Here is a 17,194-nt window from a genome sequence, read left to right as displayed (position 1 = left end):
TTTTCAGGAGTGAGTCACGCCGATGTCGCTGCTCGCCAGATTCAGCCTCGCCAACCGAGGGCTGATCGCCCTCATCGCGGTGGTGACCACGCTGTTCGGGGCGTTCGCCGTACCGTCACTGAAGCAGCAGCTCCTGCCGTCGCTGGAGTTCCCGGCCGCGTTCATCGTGGCGGTCTATCCCGGTGCCGGGCCCGAGGTCGTCGAGTCGCAGGTCACCGAGCCGATCGAGAACGCCCTCCAGGGCATCCCCGGGCTGGACCAGGTCACCTCGACCTCCCGCGAGGGCTCCGCGACCGTCCAGGTCCAGTACGAGTTCGGCACCGACCTGGACGACGTGGTCAACAAGATGCAGACCGCGCTCAACCGGATCGACGCGCAGCTGCCTGAGGGAGTCGACCCGCAGGTCGTCGCCGGCAGCACCGACGACCTGCCCGCGGTGGTGCTCGCGGCCTCCGGCGGTGCCGACCAGCGGGTCCTCGTCGAGAAGCTGCGCGCCGCGGTCGTGCCCGAGCTGGAGGCGATCGAGGGGGTGCGGACGGTCGACCTGACCGGCGCCCGCGACGACGTCGTGGTGGTCGTACCGGACCCGGCCAAGCTGGCGGCGGCGAAGCTCCAGCCGACCGCCCTCGGCGCGGCGTTGCAGACCAACGGCGTGACGGTGCCGGCCGGTGCGGTGACCGACGGCACCCGCGCGCTGCCGGTGCAGGTCGGTACCCGGCTCGCCACGCTGGACGACCTGCGGGGCGTCGTGGTCGCGCCGGCGACGGGCCGGGCGGCCCCGGTCCGCCTCGGCGACGTGGCCACCGTCGAGCAGCAGCTCGCCCCGGCCACCGCGATCACCCGCACCAACGGCAAGGACAGCCTGGGCATCGCGATCACCGCCTCCCCGGACGGCAACGCGGTGCAGATCTCGCACGAGATCCGGGACCGGCTCGCCGAGCTGCGGGAGGCCTCCGGCGCCGAGCTGACCGTCGTCTTCGACCAGGCGCCGTTCGTCGAGAAGTCCATCGAGAGCCTGACCACCGAGGGCCTGCTGGGCCTGGTCATGGCCGTCGTGGTCATCCTGGTCTTCCTGCTGTCGGTCCGCTCCACCGTGGTCACCGCGGTCTCCATCCCGCTCTCGGTGGTGGTGGCCCTGATCGCCCTCTGGATCGGCGACTACTCGCTCAACCTGCTCACCCTCGGCGCGCTCACCATCGCGGTCGGCCGGGTGGTCGACGACTCGATCGTCGTGCTGGAGAACATCAAGAGACACCTGGAGTACGGCGAGCCGAAGCGGCAGGCGATCCTCGCCGCCGTGCGCGAGGTGGCCGGCGCGGTGACCGCGTCCACCCTCACCACGGTCGCCGTCTTCGCGCCGATCGCGCTGGTGGGCGGCTTCGTCGGGCAGCTCTTCGCGCCGTTCGCGATCACCGTCACGGTGGCCCTGCTCGCCTCGCTGCTGGTCTCGCTGACCGTCATTCCGGTGCTCGCGTACTGGTTCCTGAAGCCCCCCGGCGACACGGCGGACGACGCCGCGGTGCGCCGGGCGGCGGAGGAGAAGGAGCTGCGCAACCCGTTGCAGCGGGCGTACCTGCCGGTGATCGGGTTCGCCACCCGCAAGCGGGCCAACCGGTGGATCACGCTGGGGCTCGGCGTGCTCGTGCTGTTCGGCACCTTCGGCCTGTCCCGGCAGCTGGAGACCAACTTCATCGACGACTCCGGCCAGGACACCCTGAGCATCACCCAGGAGCTGCCGGCGGGCACCGGGCTGGCCGGCACGGACGCGGCGGCCCGCCAGCTCGAGGCGGTGCTGGAGCGCACCGAGGACGTCGAGACGTACCAGGTCACGGCGGGCGGCGGGGACAACCCGTTCGCCGGCGGCGGCGGCAACAACGTCGCCAGCTGGTCGCTGGCCCTCGGCGAGGGCACCGACGCCCAGAAGATGCGGGAGAAGCTGCGCCGGGAGTTCGACGCCCTGGGCGAGAGCGTCGGTGAGATCAGCTTCGGCGCCGGTCAGGGCGGGGCGGCCGCCAACCAGATCGAGGTGGTCGTGCAGGGCGCCGACCCGGAGACGCTGACCCGGGCCGCCGAGGAGGTCCGCTCGGCGATGGCCGGGCTGGCGGGTGTCGAGGACGTCTCCACGAGCCTCGCCACGCGGGTGCCGCGCGTCGACGTCACCGTCGACCGGGTCGCCGCCGGGCGGGTCGGGCTCACGGAGGCCGCCGTCGGCCAGCTGGTGGCCCAGGCGTTCCGGGGCGCGCCCCTGGGGCAGGTCACGCTCGACGACGGGCAGCGGGACGTGGTGCTGCGGTTCGCGGGCAAGCCGCCGACCACGGTGGAGGAGCTGCGCGCGATGCCGGTCGGGCCGGTGACGCTCGACGCCATCGCCGACGTCACCCAGACCGAGGGCCCGCAGCAGGTGAGCCGGATCGACGGCGAGCGCAGCGTCTCCGTCACCGGTACGGCCACCGGCTCGAACCTCGGCGCCATCACTCAGGAGTTGCAGAAGAGGCTGGACGGCATCGACGTGCCGGGGGCGACCTTCGCCATCGGCGGGGTCAGCGCCGACCAGGAGGAGGCCTTCGCCGACCTGGGCCTGGCCGTGCTCGCCGCCATCGCGATCGTCTTCCTGATCATGGTGGCGACGTTCCGGAGCCTGGTCCAGGCGCTGATCCTGTTGATCTCCATCCCGTTCGCGGCGACCGGCGCGATCGGCCTGCTGCTCGCCACCGGCACCCCGATGGGCGTGCCGGCGCTGATCGGCGTGCTCATGCTGGTCGGCATCGTGGTGACAAACGCGATCGTGCTGCTGGACCTCGTCAACCAGTACCGGGCCCAGGGCATGGGGGTCCAGGAGGCGGTGGTCGAGGGCGGCCGGCGCAGGCTGCGGCCGATCCTGATGACCGCGATCGCCACGATCTTCGCGCTGCTGCCGATGGCGCTCGGCCTCACCGGGGAGGGCGGCTTCATCTCCAAGCCGCTGGCGATCGTGGTGATCGGCGGGCTGCTCAGCTCGACGCTGCTCACCCTGATCCTGGTGCCGACGCTCTACGCCATGGCGGAGAACACCAAGGAGTCGTTCCGCGCCCGCCGGGCCCGCCGCTCCGGCGGGGCGGCCCCGGCCACCGGCACGGGCGACGGCGAGCCGGCCGGCGACGACGGCGGGGCGCCCGCCGCCGAGCCGGTCCCGGTGCCCGCCGCGGGCGCCCCGGCCACCGCCGGCGCGGAGGCCACCGACGCCCCGGCGTCCCGGCCGAAGCCGTCGGGCGCGCTGGTGGACGGCACCGACCAGTTCGAGGTACTGCGGCTGCCGAAGAGCCGCACGTCCCCGCTGCCGCCGACCGAGTAGCGGTACGTCCGCGAACGCCCCCGACGGTCCCGTCCGCCGGGGGCGTTCGCATTCGGTCAGGTAGCCGCCGTACGCCCGGCCCGCCGGTCGCCGCCGGGTAGGGTATCCGGACGTGCCGTCCACCGTCTCGGTCCTCACCCGCAACCGGAACTTCCGCAATCTCTTCCTCGCGGAGCTGGTGGTCTTCGGCGCCGACTGGTTCGTCATGGTGCCGCTGCTGGTGCTGCTGCCCGACCTGACCGGCAGTGGCGTGTGGGGCGCGCTGGTGCTCGCCGTCGACACCGGCATCGTGGCGTTGCTGCTGCCGTACACGGGCACGGTCGCCGACCGGTTCGACCGACGCAAGATCATGATCATTTCGAACGTCGCGGCCCTGCTCGGCGTGCTGCTGCTGCTCGGGGTGCGCGGCGCCGGGACCGCCTGGCTGGCGATGGTCGGGATCGGGGTGGTGGCGGTCGCCAAGGCGTTCTACTCCCCGGCGGCCCAGGCGGCGCTGCCGAACGTGCTCGACCCCGACGAGCTGGCCGCCGGCAACGCCGTCGCGGGCTCGGCCTGGGGCACCATGACCGTCGTCGGTGCCTCCCTGGGTGGCGTGCTCAGCGCCGCCGTCGGCCCGTACGCCTGCTTCTGGGTGGCGGCCGTGGGCCTGGTGGCCGCCGCGGGCCTGGCCACGCTGATCCGCCGGCCGTTGCAGGCGCCCCGCGACGCGGATCTGGCGGTGCAGCGGACCTGGCCAGCGATCCGCGAGGCGCTGGGCTACATCGGGCACCGGCCGAGGGTGCTGGCGCTGGTCACCGTGAAGTCGGCGGTCGGCCTCGGCAACGGCGTGCTGACCGTGTTCCCGCTGCTCGCGGCGGTGTACGGGGTCGGTCCGATCGGCACCGGGCTGCTCTTCGCCGTCCGCGGGGCGGGGGCGCTCGTCGGGCCGATCCTGATGCGCCGGGTGCTGACCAACCGGGCCTGGCTGCTGCCCGGGCTGGCGCTGTCCATGTCCCTCTACGGCCTGGCCTACCTCGGCACCTCGGTCGCCAACTGGTTCCCGCTGGTGCTGGCCCTGGTCTTCGTCGCCCACTTCGCGGGCGGCAGCAACTGGGTGATGTCGAACTTCGCGCTCCAGGGCGAGGTGCCGGACCGGCTGCGCGGCCGCGTCTTCGCCACCGACATGATGCTGGCGACCCTCGCCGTCTCGATCAGCCAGCTCGCGGTGGCCGCCGTGGTGGACACCGTGGACGAGCGGGTGGTGCTGGCCAGCTGCGGCCTCGTCACGGTGGTCTACGCGGTCGGCTGGCGGATCGCCACCCGCCGGCTCTCGCTCACGGACCCGGCCCCGCAGCCGACCCCGAGCGCCGCCCACTGACCCGCCCGGCAGCCGGCCCTCAGCCGCGGCCCGCTCCGGGCGTCGCTGACCCGCCCGCGCGGCCGGCGGTCAGCCGCGGCCCGCTCCGGGCGGCGCCCGCTGACCCGCGCGTCGGTCAGGGCCGGTCGGTCCCGGTGTCCGTCGGCGCGTCCGGCCGGGATCGGCCGCCCCACTGCGCCGGCACGTCGGCGCCGCCCTCCGCGGTCCACCCCGGGCCGGTCGGCGGCGCAGGCGCGGCGGTCGGCACCGGTTGACCGGTCGGCGCCGGGGCGATGGTCGGCACCGGCGCGCCGCCGGCGAGCGGTCGCCCGCCGAACGGGCCGGCCGCCGCGCCGCCCGCCCGCCGCCCGGCCAGCACGGCCGCGATCAGCAGACCCGTCCCGATCGGGTACGTCAGGGACTGCAGCCCGCCGTAGGCCAGGTTCATCAGCTGGAAGTTCGAGCGCCCCCAGTCGAAGTCGAACGCGCGGGGCAGCAGCAGGGTCCAGGCCACGCTGAGCACCGCGTTGACCAGCAGCACAGTGAGCCCGGACAGTGCCAGCAACCGGGGCTTTCGGGGCAGCCGCCGTCCCGCCGTCGCAGCCAGTACGAGGCCGACCAGCAGCACCAGCGCCGTGGGCGCCTGGAAGGCGGCCACCGTCGCCACGTACCCGAGTTCGCGCATCCCTGCCTCCCGCCGCCGTCCGTCGGGTCAGGCTAACGGACCGGCGGGGGTGCCCACCGTTTTGCGGAGGCGGCCCTGCGGCCCCGTCCCGATCCGGCGGGCGGAGACCCGCGTCGTCGGTGCGGAGCCCTAGCATGGGCCCGTGCCGACGAACTTCACCTCCGGCCCGGTCCGGGTCCGGGTCCCCGCCACCAGCGCCAACCTGGGGCCGGGGTTCGACGCCCTGGGGCTGGCCCTGACGCTGCACGACGACGTGGCCGCCGAGGTGACGGCGCGGGGCGTCACGGTGGCCGTGGCCGGGCAGGGCGCCGGGGAGCTGCCGGCCGACGACCGGCACCTGGTCGTCCGCGCCATGCGGGCGGCCTTCGACGTGCTCGGCGGGCAGCCGCCCGGGCTGGCCGTGGAGTGCGTCAACCGCATCCCACAGGCCCGTGGGCTGGGCTCCTCGTCCGCGGCGATCGTCGCCGGCGTGCTGCTGGCCCGTGCGCTGGTCACCGACGGCGAGAACCGCCTCGACGACGCCGCCGCGCTGCGCCTCGCCGCCGAGATCGAGGGCCATCCGGACAACGTGGCGCCGTGCCTGCTCGGCGGCTTCACCCTGGCCTGGACCGAGCCCTCCGGCGCCCGGGCGGTGTCGCTGCCGGTCGCCGACGGCGTACGACCGACGGTCTTCGTGCCGGCGGAGCGCGGCCTGACGGCGACCGCGCGGGCCGCGCTGCCGGCCACCGTGCCCCACGCCGACGCGGCGCTGAACGCCGGCCGCGCCGCGCTGCTGGTGCACGCGCTGACCGCCGACCCCGGTCTGCTGCTCCCGGCCACGGTCGACCGGCTGCACCAGGACTACCGCGCCGACGGCATGCCGGGCAGTGCCGAACTGGTGAAAGCGCTGCGTGGGGCCGGTGTGGCCGCTGTGATCAGCGGTGCGGGGCCGACCGTCCTGGCCCTGACCGCCCCACCCGAGGGCCTCGCGGCGGGAACAGGTTGGCAGGTCTGGCGGTTGGATCCAGACGGGAGCGGAGCACAGGTCACCCGGGGTAGACTGGGACACGCAGAGCGGGACCCTGTTGCCGCAGGTCGGAAGAGTTGATTACGCTCTAGACTTAGCACAGCCGCGAAGCATGCGATCTCCCTGCGGGTCGGCGCACCCCCGAAGCTTTCGGCGGTCAGCCCGTCACCCCTGCCTAGGCCCACGCCGCACCGCAGTGTTCACAGGTCGCCGCAAACGGCGAGACCCGCTCACCGACGTTTGGTGAGTCGGGAAACCGACCGGCTGCTGTGTCACAGACTCCCGCGACGCGTCCTTGCGAGGCGGGTGCACCGAGGCCGCCCGGCCACCTGGCTTTTCGACTCCGGGCAGTCCCGGCCTATCGAGGGAAGGAATCCATTGAGCGACACCACCGACGTGACGTCGGATGTTTCCAACGTCGCTGGCGATGCCACCACCGCCGCCGCCCCCGCCCGTCGTCGGCGTAGCGGCACCGGCCTGTCGGCAATGCTGCTGCCGGAGCTGCAGAGCCTGGCCGCCTCGCTCGGCATCTCGGGCACGGCCCGCATGCGCAAGGGCGAGCTGATCAGCGCGATCTCCGAGCGGCAGGGCGGCGCCGCCGCCGGGACCCCTCGACCGCGGGCCGAGGCCGCGGCCGCTGCCACCCGTGAGGAGGCCCGCGCCGAGGTCCGCGAGACCGAGCGGCCGGCGGCCGAGCGGCGCACCGCGGAGCAGGCTCCGGCGGAGCCGGCGGCGGTCGAGACGGAGCCCCGTGGCCGGACCCGGCGCAGCCGGACCGCCGCCTCCGAGGCACGGGCCGCGGAGGCCCGTCCGGCGGAGACGCGCCCGGCCGAGGCCCGTCCGGCGGAGACCCGTGTGGAAGAGGCCGAGGTTGGCGACCGCGCCGACCGGGGCGAGGGCCGTGGCCGTGAGCGCGGTGAGCGTGCTGAGCGCGGTGACCGAGCCGAGCGGGGCGACCGTGCCGAGCGGGGCGACCGTGCCGAGCGCGGCGGTGACCGTGCCGAGCGCGGCGGCGAGCGTGCCGAGCGCGGCGACCGCAACGAGCGGGGCGACCGTGGCGAGCGTGCGGAGCGCGGTGACCGCAACGAACGCGGCGAGCGCGCCGAGCGGGGCGACCGCAACGAGCGCGGCGACCGGGGCCAGCGCGTCGAGCGTGACAACGACGACGACGACGAGAGCGGCGGCCGGCGCGGCCGGCGCAGCCGGTTCCGCGACCGCCGCCGTGGCCGCGGTGAGCGGGCCGAGGGCGGTGGCACCGGCGACGGCGGGCGCGAGCGCGAGCCGCAGGTCGGCGAGGACGACGTCCTCGTCCCGGTGGCCGGCATCATCGACGTGCTCGACAACTACGCCTTCGTGCGGACCACCGGCTACCTGGCCGGCCCGAACGACGTCTACGTCTCGATGTCGCAGATCAAGAAGTACGGTCTGCGTCGCGGTGACGCCATCACCGGTGCGGTGCGCGCCTCCTCGCGCGACGGCGAGCAGCGGCGGGACAAGTACAACCCGCTGGTGCGGCTGGACACCATCAACGGGATGGAGCCGGACGAGGCGAGGCGCCGGCCGGAGTTCTACAAGCTCACCCCGCTCTACCCGCAGGAGCGGCTGCGGCTGGAGACCGAGCCGCACATCCTCACCACCCGGGTCATCGACCTGGTCATGCCGCTCGGCAAGGGCCAGCGTGCGCTGATCGTGTCGCCGCCGAAGGCGGGCAAGACGATGGTGCTCCAGGCCATCGCGAACGCGATCACGCACAACAACCCGGAGTGCCACCTGATGGTGGTGCTGGTGGACGAGCGGCCCGAAGAGGTCACCGACATGCAGCGGTCGGTGAAGGGTGAGGTCATCGCGGCGACGTTCGACCGTCCGCCGCAGGACCACACCACGGTGGCCGAGCTGGCGATCGAGCGGGCGAAGCGCCTGGTCGAGCTGGGCCACGACGTGGTCGTGCTGCTCGACTCGGTGACCCGCCTCGGTCGGTCGTACAACCTGGCGGCGCCGGCCAGCGGTCGGATCATGTCGGGTGGTATCGACTCCACCGCGCTCTACCCGCCGAAGCGCTTCCTGGGCGCGGCCCGCAACATCGAGAACGGCGGCTCGCTGACCATCCTCGCCACCGCGCTGGTGGAGACCGGGTCCATGGCGGACACGGTCATCTTCGAGGAGTTCAAGGGCACCGGCAACGCGGAGCTGAAGCTGGACCGGAAGATCGCCGACAAGCGCATCTTCCCGGCCATCGACATCCACCCGTCCGGCACGCGCAAGGAGGAGATCCTGCTCGCGCCGGAGGAGCTGGCCATCATCCACAAGCTCCGGAAGGTCCTGCACTCGCTGGACTCGCAGGCGGCGCTGGACCTGCTGCTCGACAAGCTCAAGCAGACCCGCACCAACATCGAGTTCCTGATGCAGATCGCCAAGTCGACGCCGGGGGAGTGACCCTCCCCGGGTGAGACGAGCGAGAAGGGCACGGCCACGAGGCCGTGCCCTTCTCGCGTCCCGGGCTCCGGTGCGGTGGTGCTGCCGGCCCGCGTCGGTGACGATCCGTGACCGGCCCTCGACTCGCCCACGACATGACGCTACGTGAGCGAATTTGGCGGCCCGGCTAGCCTGCCTTCCTGCGTCGCCGCCGCGGGTGCCTGCTGAACAGGGATTCTGCCGGAAGGTGCGCTCCCGCCGCCGTATCCTTCACGCTCCCTTTGCTCTGCATCCACATGCGCACCGCTCACGCGGCGTGCCCGGTGCCGATATGGCTGCAGAGCAAAGGGGACGGAGCCAGGGGTGGGGAAGGCCGGCCGGGACCGTCCACTCTCGGTTACCGGATGCGGCGCCGTCGTGGCCCGTGGGCGCGTTGGTGAACGCGGTAGGGCCCGGCCGCGTGCGCCACGGTGTGGTCCGCGGGTGGCGGCGACGCGACGGCGACGGCAGCCGGACGGGTGGAGTTTTCCTTCGCTTTGGGCAACAGGTATTGAAACTTCTATTCACCGTCCGGTTGACTGTCGCCCATGCGTACCCGCAGACGATCCGCCCGGCTCGCAGGCGTCCTGCTGCTGACGCCGCTGCTCACCCTGGCCGGCACCGTGCCGGCGAACGCCGGTGCGCCGGCTCCGGCCACCGACCCCTCCGCCACCGCGGCCGAGGACGCACCGCGTGCCTCCTCGTACTCCACGGGCTCCGTGACGCTCGCCGGCGACCCGGCCGCGAGCACCTCGGCCGCCGCGGCCCCGACCGGCCTGGAGCCGGCCGGCGGGCTGGAGACCGCGAAGACCACCCGCCCGGTCGCCCCGGGCCTCGCCCTGACCTCCTTCGACCGGTACGACGCCGACGGCTGGCTGCGCGCCGACGCGCTCACCGCCGACCTCACCGGTGGCCTCACCGTGGACTACGTCAACTCCGGCGCGGTCAGCCGGGCCGAGCCCCTGCGCGGCGCCGTCGACGCGGCCCGGGCGGTCGCCGCGGTCAACGGCGACTTCTTCGACATCAACAACTCCGGTGCCGCCCAGGGCGTCGGCGTCCGCGACGGCCAGCTGGTCCAGTCCGCGGTCAACGGGCACCGCAACGCCGTCGCGATCACCACCGAGGGGCTCGGCCGCGTCATCGAGGTGAACTTCGACGGCACCGCGACGCTGCCCACCGGTCCGGTGACGTTGACCCAGTTCAACAACATGATCCAGGCGAACGGGATCGGCGTGTTCACCGCGCTCTGGGGGTCGTACACCCGGGAACGTGCGGTCGCCGGCGCCACCCGCGTCACGGAGGTCACGGTGGTCGACGGCCGCGTCGCCACCGTCGGCGGCACGGCCGGCAGCGGGGCGGTCCCGGCCGGCACCACCGTGCTGCTCGGCCGCGACGCCGGCGCGGACGCCCTCGCCGGGCTGCGCCCCGGCGACCCGGTGACCGTCGCCTACCAGCCCAAGCCGGCCGACGGCAGCACCCTGCACGCGGCGGTCGGCGGCGGCAACGTGCTGGTCCGCGACGGCGTGGTGCAGAGCATCGCGGACGCGTCGCTGGCTCCGCGCACGTCCGTCGGCTTCTCCGCCGACGGGCGTCGCATGATCATGCTGACCGTGGACGGCCGGCAGGTCGACAGCCGCGGCGTCACCCAGACCGAGATGGGCCGCATGATGGCCGAACTCGGCGCGCACCACGCGCTCAACCTCGACGGCGGCGGCTCCTCGACGCTGCTCGCCCGGGAGCCGGGCGCGGCGGCCGTGCAGGTGGAGAACAGCCCGTCCGACGGCAGCGAGCGTGCCGTGCCCAACGGCCTGGCCATCTACGCGCCCAAGGGCAGCGGCCGGCTCACCGGGTACTGGCTGGAGACCGCCAGCGACCCGACCAGCGCCCCGGGCGTCGCGCCGGTGCGCGGCGGGCGGCCCGACCGCGTCTTCCCCGGCCTGACCCGACGGCTCACCGCCGCCGGGCACGACGAGACGTACGGCCCGGCGGCCGGCGCGCCGAAGTGGCGGGCCAACCCGGCGGTGCACGGCGTCGTCGACGACAAGGGCCGCTTCCGGGCCGGCCTGCCCGGGCGCACCACGGTCACCGCCTGGCGGGACGAGGCCAGTGGCACCCTCGACCTGACCGTGCTCGGGCCGCTGGCCCGGGTCGACTCCACCGTGGACCGGGTCGGCCTGACCGGCGCGCAGGGCAGCGCGCTGTTCGGCGTGGTCGGCTACGACGCCGAGGGCAACACCGCCCCGATCGAGCCGGCCGACCTGAAGCTCGACTACGACAAGGACCTGCTCCGGATCGTCCCGACCGCCGACGGCAACCTCGCCGTCACCGCCCTGCGGGACACCGGTTCGGCGCTGGTCACCGTCCACGTCGGCCGGAGCAGCACCGTCCTGCCGGTCACCGTCGGGCTCACCGACGTGCCGGTGGCCACCTTCGACGACGCGGCGGCCTGGAAGTTCAGCCAGGCCCGGGCCAGCGGCGCGGTCGCGCCCGCGCCGGGCCGCACCGGCACGGGCCTGAAGATGACGTACGACTTCAGCCAGTCGACCGGCACCCGGGCCGCGTACGCGGACCCGCCGGCCTGGATCGAGGTGGCCGGCCAGCCGCAGGCGTTCGGCATGTGGATCCACGGCAACGGCACGGGGGAGTGGCCCAGCCTGCACCTGCACGACGCGCAGAACACCCAGCACGTCCTGCGCGGCCCGCTGATCACCTGGACGGGCTGGAAGTACGTCGAGCTGGCCGTGCCCGCCGGGGTGCAGTACCCGGTGCGGGTCCGCCGGTTCTACGTGGCGGAGACCAACGCCGCCGCGCAGTACCGCAGCGAGGTGGTCATCGACGACCTGGTGGCGAAGGTGCCGCCGACGGTCGACGCGCCGGCCGAGACGCCGCGTACCGACCGGGTGGTGCTGCGCGACGGCACGGTGGACGGGGCGCCCTGGCGCTTCGCGGTGATGTCCGACGCGCAGTTCGTCGCGGCGAACCCGGACAGCGACCTGGTCGCCCAGGCCCGCCGTACGCTCCGCGAGGTCAAGGCCGCGAAGCCGGACTTCCTGGTGATCAACGGCGACTTCGTGGACACCGCCTACCCGGCGGACTTCGCGCTGGCCAAGCGGCTGCTGGACGAGGAGCTCGGCGGCGAACTGCCGTACTACTACGTGCCCGGCAACCACGAGATCATGGGCGCCCCGATCGCCAACTTCAAGGCCGCCTTCGGCGACACCGAGCGGACCTTCGACCACAAGGGCACCCGCTTCGTCACGCTGAACTCGTCGACCGGCTCGCTGCGCGGCGGCGGCTTCGACCAGGTACGGATGCTGCGCGAGGCGCTCGACTCGGCGGCCGGTGACGCGGGCGTCGGCTCGGTGGTCGTGCTGCACCACCACCCGCCGCGCGACCCCAGCCCGGCCAAGGCCAGCCAGCTCGGCGACCGGAAGGAGGCGGCGCTGCTGGAGCAGTGGCTGGCCGACTTCCAGCACCGCACCGGCAAGGGGGCCGCGTTCGTCGGCGGCCACGTCGGCACCTTCCACGCCGACCGGGTCGACGGGGTGCCGTACCTGATCAACGGCAACGCGGGCAAGAACCCCTCCACCCCGGCCGACCAGGGCGGCTTCACCGGGTGGACGGAGTTCGGGGTGGACCCGGTGAGCCCGGCCGAGGCCGACCGGGCCCGGCGCAACCCGCTCGTCGAGGGCCCGCGCTGGGTCGCCGCCGAGTTCCACGCGCACGTCGACGCGCTCGCCCTGGCCGCCCCGGCCAGCGTCCCGGTCGGCGCCCCGGCGACGGTCACCGCCACGGTGACCCAGCCCGGCGGGCGTACGGTGCCGGTGGCCGCGCCGGTGAGCGCGGACTGGTCCGCCTCGCCGAACGTGCACGTCGGCTCGGTCCTCGGGCTGAAGCCCTGGCACGTGGCCCGCTTCGACCCGGCCACCGGCAAGCTCACCGCCCTGCGCCCCGGCGCGCAGGTCAAGCTGGCCGTCGCGGTCAACGGGGCCCAGGCCGAGGCCACGGTCACCCTGACGGCCGCCGCCGCGGCTCCCGCCGCCTGAGGCGCGGGAGGGGCACCTTCCGACGCCCGGCGTGTGGAAGGCGCCCCTCCCGACGTCGCTCTGAAGGCCCGCACCGGTTCCCGGTGCGGGCCTTTCAGAAGTCGCCCTCGGCCACCTGGAAGACGGTGAGGCCGAGGGCGCGCCACATCCGCACCACCTGCTGACGGTCGTCGAAGACGCCGACCACCCGGTAGCGGTCGGCGATCTCGCGCTCGTAGATCTCCCGCTTGACCACGGAGTCCTTCCGGCTGTCGCCGACGGCGCGCAGGTGCAGCCCGAGGTGGGGGACCCGGACGTGTCGGGCCAGCCACGCCTCGGTGGCGGCGCGGGCGGTGGCGTCCCGGCCCGAGCAGAAGACCACCCCGTACCCGGCGGCGTGCATCGCCCGGACCGCCGCGATCACCGCCGGGTTCGGCTCGTCCTCGCCGACCCGGGCCATGTCGTACGGGCTGCGCGAGACGTTCAGCGCGACCGTGCCGTCGATGTCGACCAGGACGATCTCCGGCGGCTCGGTCGACGGGGCGTGCACCGTGGCGGGCCGCCCCGGCCGGGCCTGCGGCACGGGCAGCGGCAGCGTACGGCCCTCCAGGTAGCGCTCGTGCAGCCGGCGGATCCACGCCTCGCCGACCCTCTCGGCCTCGGGGCGGGCGGCGTCGCGGCGCAGGCACTCCGCGAGCGGCACGTCGGTGAAGTCGTGCACCTCGAACTCGGCGCCGTGCCGGGCGGCCAGGTCGGCCCAGTCGCGCAGGGTCCGCGACCGCAGGTTGGTGTCGTCGACGCAGACGTCGGCCCGGGCCCGCAGCAGCGCCTCGACCTGCGCCCGCTGCACGACGGTGACCTGCCACTCCGCCCACTGCGTGAACAGCCGCTCGCCGTGCAGCATCCGGCGCAGGTCGTCCCGGTTGACCCGGACCACGGACGGCTGGAGCGTCCGGGCGAACGTGGTCTTGCCCGAGGCGGGCAGTCCCCGGGTGGCGATCAGGCGGGCCATCGGGTCCTCCGTGTCGTACGGCGTCGGCGGTCGCGGCGCCTGCGGCGCGTGCCCCGGGCGGGGCACCACGCCGACGGCGGCCGTGTCGGGTGAATGCCCGGCCCGGCGTCGGGAATGCGGGAGGTGGGGCGTGCGTTGTCGATGCCGGACCAGCCGTGCGGCCCGATTGCCGGGTCGGCGCACGCCCATGGCACACTGGTCAATCGGCCACCGGTTCCGGTTCACGCCCGAGCCCGTCGCGCGCCGCGACGGACACCGACGGCGACCCGGCGACCACCCACGAGAGGACCGAGGCGAGATGAAGTCCAACATCCACCCGGAGTACGTGACCACCGAGGTCAGCTGCTCCTGCGGCAACACGTTCACCACCCGCAGCACCGCCAAGGGCGGCTCGATCCACGTCGAGACCTGCAGCGCCTGCCACCCGTTCTACACCGGCAAGCAGCGCGTCCTGGACACCGCGGGCCGGGTGGCCAAGTTCCAGCAGAAGTACGCCAAGGTTCAGGCCAAGAAGGCCAAGTAACTCCTCGTTCGACGCCCGCGCCCGGTTTCGTGCCGGACGCGGGCGTCGTCCGTATCTCCCCGGATTCCGCCCGCGTCGTCGAAGGAGCCTCCCCCGCATGAGCAGTGAGCGTCTGGCCGCCCTCCTCGACGAGTACGCCGAGCTGGAGAAGCGGCTGGCCGACCCGGCCATCCACGCCGACCAGGGCGCCGCCCGCCGCGTCGGCCGCCGGTACGCCGAGCTGGTGCCGCTGCACAAGGCGGCCGGGGAGCTGGAGCAGGCCCGCGCCGACCTCGCCGCCGCCCGGGAACTGGCCGCCGAGGACGCGTCCTTCGCCGCCGAGGCCGAGTCGATCGCGGCGAGCCTGCCGGCGCTGGAGCAGCGGCTGTCGGAGCTGCTGATCCCGCGCGACCCGCACGACGCCAAGGACGTGATCGTCGAGATCAAGGCGGGCGAGGGCGGCGAGGAGTCCGCGCTGTTCGCCGGCGACCTGCTGCGCATGTACACCCGGTACGCCGAGCGGCGCGGCTGGGTCACCGAGGTGCTCGACGCCCAGGACTCGGACCTGGGCGGGGTGAAGGACGTCTCGCTGGCGATCAAGACCAAGGGCGTGCCCGAGGGCGGCAACGGCGTCTGGTCCCGGCTCAAGTGGGAGGGCGGCGTGCACCGGGTGCAGCGCGTCCCGGTCACCGAGTCGCAGGGCCGCATCCACACGAGCGCCGCCGGCGTGCTGGTGCTGCCGGAGGCCGAGGACGTCGACGTCACCATCGACCCGAACGACCTGCGCATCGACGTGTTCCGCTCGTCGGGACCGGGCGGCCAGTCGGTGAACACCACCGACTCGGCGGTCCGGATCACGCACGTCCCGACCGGCATCGTGGTCTCCTGCCAGAACGAGAAGTCCCAGTTGCAGAACCGCGAGCAGGCGATGCGGATCCTGCGCGCCCGGCTGCTGGCGGCGGCCCAGGAGCAGGCCGACGCGGCCGCCTCGGACGCCCGCAAGGCGCAGGTGCGCACCGTGGACCGCTCGGAGCGGATCCGCACCTACAACTTCCCGCAGAACCGGATCACCGACCACCGGATCGGCTACACCGCGTACAACCTGGACCTGGCGCTCGCCGGCGACCTGGACGGCGTCCTCGACGCGCTCGTGGAGGCCGACCGCACCGCCCGCCTCGCTGGCGACACCGAGTTGGCCCGCCGCTGACCCCCGCCCGCCGACGGGGTCAGGACGCCCGGGGGCGGGCCTTCGCGCGGAGCATCGCGCGGTCGGCGGCCTCGAAGGCGGTGCCGAGGGCGTCGCGCAGGCCCGGGCCGGTGGCGCCCACCTCGGCGAAGCCGACGCTGACGCCGACGGGGGTGCCGGGCACCAGCGACTCCCAGTCCTCCGTGCGCACCGCCGCGTCGATCCGGCGGCCCACCTCGGCTGCCTCGGCCATCCCGGCGCCGGGCAGCACCACCACGAACTCGTCCCCGCCGTAGCGGGCCACGAAGTCGCCCCGGCGCATCACCCGGTTGATCACCCCGGCGACGCGCTGGAGGACCAGGTCACCGGAGTGGTGCCCGTGCCGGGTGTTGACGGCCTTGAAGCCGTCCAGGTCGCAGACGCCGATGACCACCCGGTCGCCGTGGGCGACCAGGGTGGCGATGTAGCGCTCCAGCCGCCGCCGGTTGGGCAGGCCGGTCAGCGGGTCGGTCAGCGCCTCGCCCTCGAAGCGGGCGGCCTCGCGGCGCATCTCCTCGTGGTCGATGCGGGCGGCGATGCCGTCGATGTAGACGTCCCGGAGCCGGTCGTTGCGCTGGGCGGCCAGCCGGAACGCCAGCCGGTCGGCCCGGTGCGCCCCCGCGTGGTCGCCGGCGCGGGCCAGGGCGACGCTGCGCAGCCGGGCCGGTTCGGCCGCGCCCAGTGTCTCGGTGGAGACCCGCACGGTGTCCAGCCGGGTGACGGCCTCGATGGGCCGTCCCTCGGCGACGGCCAGGCAGACCTGGCCGAGCTGGCGCATGTCGCGGGCCCGGGCGCTGTCCCCGCCGTGGCCGAGCAGCCGGGCCGGGGCGGCCTCCGTGTCGACGTCCAGCCGGTCGCCGAGGGCGGCCCGCCGGGCGGCGGCGTAGCCGTACGCGGCCAGGCTGCTCGGGCGCAGCTTCCCGGCCCGCCCGCTGCGCAGGAACCGGTCGAGGTCGGCGGCGACGTCCCGCAGCACCCGCAGGCAGCCGTCGCTGTCGCCGTTGTGGTCCAGCGCCACGGCGTTGCGCAGCCGGATGCCGGGGGCGGCGAAGGTCTCCTCCGGGATCTCGGCGGCGCTGCCGAGCTGCCGGGCCCGCTCGATCGCGCCGAGGGCGTAGCCGTGGAAGCTGAGGTACGAGTAGGCCATCGCCAGGTCGTGCCAGCCCCACGCGGTGTCCCGGTCGGGGTCGCCCACCGCGCCCAGCGCCCGGGCGGCCTTCACGAGGTGGGTGACGCAGCGGTCCAGCGCGCCCTGGTGGTGCGCGGCGAGGGCGGCCAGCGCGTTGAGGTGCCCGAGCAGGTAGGGCTCGGCGAGGTCGCGGACGGCGGTGGAGGCCTCCTCGACGGCCCGGGTGTACTCCGCCGTCCGCCCCAGGTTGATCACCGCGGAGAGGCGCTGCACCAGGGCGTCGGCCCGCGCGTACGGGTCGGTGGTGGTGGCCGCGACCCGGTCGAGGATCGCGTACGCCTCGGCGGAGCGGCTGGACTCCTGGAGGGCGCGCGCCCGCGTCAGGGCGTCAACCTGGTCGGTGACCCGGTCGAGCCAACCCACCGCGACCTCCTGTCGGTGTGCGTCCGGACGCATCCGCTCGTGATGTCCAGCGCGACGCCCCATGATTAT

Annotated in this window: 10 protein-coding genes; 7 read left to right on the top strand and 3 right to left on the bottom strand. The window is 74.3% G+C overall.

Features of this window, described 5'->3' with window-relative positions:
* Window positions 1-22 precede the first annotated feature (22 nt).
* The gene (locus ACSNN9_RS07740) at window positions 23-3,331 is read left to right on the top strand and encodes an efflux RND transporter permease subunit (RefSeq protein ID WP_436672130.1); all 3,309 of its coding nucleotides are present in this window, start codon (window positions 23-25) and stop codon (window positions 3,329-3,331) included.
* Between the two features lie 112 nt (window positions 3,332-3,443).
* Window positions 3,444-4,688 carry an MFS transporter gene (locus ACSNN9_RS07735; protein ID WP_436672128.1) on the top strand — a complete coding sequence of 415 codons (1,245 nt, stop codon included), beginning with the start codon at window positions 3,444-3,446 and terminating at the stop codon, window positions 4,686-4,688.
* 115 nt (window positions 4,689-4,803) lie between these two features.
* Here ACSNN9_RS07735 and ACSNN9_RS07730 read toward each other — a convergent pair whose 3' ends face one another.
* Window positions 4,804-5,352 carry a hypothetical protein gene (locus tag ACSNN9_RS07730; protein WP_436672125.1) on the bottom strand — a complete coding sequence of 183 codons (549 nt, stop codon included), beginning with the start codon at window positions 5,350-5,352 and terminating at the stop codon, window positions 4,804-4,806.
* Window positions 5,353-5,494: 142 nt separating this feature from the next.
* Between ACSNN9_RS07730 and thrB the strand changes: the two genes are divergently transcribed.
* The 3 genes from thrB to ACSNN9_RS07715 all read left to right on the top strand — a co-directional run bounded on the left by thrB (window position 5,495) and on the right by ACSNN9_RS07715 (window position 12,855).
* Window positions 5,495-6,439: a homoserine kinase gene (gene thrB, locus ACSNN9_RS07725; protein ID WP_436672123.1), complete on the top strand. Its 945-nt coding sequence runs from the start codon at window positions 5,495-5,497 to the stop codon at window positions 6,437-6,439.
* A gap of 297 nt (window positions 6,440-6,736) precedes the next feature.
* The gene (rho, locus tag ACSNN9_RS07720) at window positions 6,737-8,791 is read left to right on the top strand and encodes a transcription termination factor Rho (RefSeq protein ID WP_436672121.1); all 2,055 of its coding nucleotides are present in this window, start codon (window positions 6,737-6,739) and stop codon (window positions 8,789-8,791) included.
* A gap of 566 nt (window positions 8,792-9,357) precedes the next feature.
* Window positions 9,358-12,855 carry a phosphodiester glycosidase family protein gene (locus ACSNN9_RS07715; protein WP_436672118.1) on the top strand — a complete coding sequence of 1,166 codons (3,498 nt, stop codon included), beginning with the start codon at window positions 9,358-9,360 and terminating at the stop codon, window positions 12,853-12,855.
* 94 nt (window positions 12,856-12,949) lie between these two features.
* Here the strand turns inward: ACSNN9_RS07715 and ACSNN9_RS07710 are convergent, their stop codons facing one another.
* Window positions 12,950-13,846 carry an AAA family ATPase gene (locus ACSNN9_RS07710; RefSeq protein WP_436672115.1) on the bottom strand — a complete coding sequence of 299 codons (897 nt, stop codon included), beginning with the start codon at window positions 13,844-13,846 and terminating at the stop codon, window positions 12,950-12,952.
* A 298-nt stretch (window positions 13,847-14,144) separates the two neighbouring features.
* On the opposite strand from ACSNN9_RS07710, the gene rpmE reads away from it, so the two are divergent.
* A complete protein-coding gene (gene rpmE, locus ACSNN9_RS07705; protein WP_088998650.1) occupies window positions 14,145-14,369 on the top strand; it encodes a 50S ribosomal protein L31 in 225 nt (74 codons plus the stop codon).
* A 97-nt stretch (window positions 14,370-14,466) separates the two neighbouring features.
* Complete coding sequence (prfA, locus tag ACSNN9_RS07700; RefSeq protein ID WP_436672112.1) at window positions 14,467-15,555, top strand: peptide chain release factor 1; 1,089 nt, start codon at window positions 14,467-14,469, stop codon at window positions 15,553-15,555.
* Window positions 15,556-15,574: 19 nt separating this feature from the next.
* Here prfA and ACSNN9_RS07695 read toward each other — a convergent pair whose 3' ends face one another.
* Window positions 15,575-17,125 (bottom strand): GGDEF domain-containing protein, encoded by a 1,551-nt coding sequence (locus ACSNN9_RS07695; RefSeq protein ID WP_436672166.1) that lies wholly within the window; start codon window positions 17,123-17,125, stop codon window positions 15,575-15,577.
* Between the last annotated feature and the right edge of the window lie 69 nt (window positions 17,126-17,194).

It is taken from the genome of Micromonospora sp. URMC 107, assembly GCF_051386315.1.
GTDB lineage: Bacteria > Actinomycetota > Actinomycetes > Mycobacteriales > Micromonosporaceae > Micromonospora.
This window is presented reverse-complemented; position numbering and strand designations above follow the sequence as displayed.

Bases quoted from the DNA above. Each gene is read 5' to 3' on its own strand.
- ACSNN9_RS07740 (WP_436672130.1), top strand. From the start codon at position 23: ATGTCGCTGCTCGCCAGATTCAGCCTCGCCAACCGAGGGCTGATCGCC.
- ACSNN9_RS07730 (WP_436672125.1), bottom strand. From the start codon at position 5,352: ATGCGCGAACTCGGGTACGTGGCGACGGTGGCCGCCTTCCAGGCGCCC.
- ACSNN9_RS07715 (WP_436672118.1), top strand. From the start codon at position 9,358: ATGCGTACCCGCAGACGATCCGCCCGGCTCGCAGGCGTCCTGCTGCTG.
- ACSNN9_RS07710 (WP_436672115.1), bottom strand. From the start codon at position 13,846: ATGGCCCGCCTGATCGCCACCCGGGGACTGCCCGCCTCGGGCAAGACC.
- rpmE (WP_088998650.1), top strand. From the start codon at position 14,145: ATGAAGTCCAACATCCACCCGGAGTACGTGACCACCGAGGTCAGCTGC.
- prfA (WP_436672112.1), top strand. From the start codon at position 14,467: ATGAGCAGTGAGCGTCTGGCCGCCCTCCTCGACGAGTACGCCGAGCTG.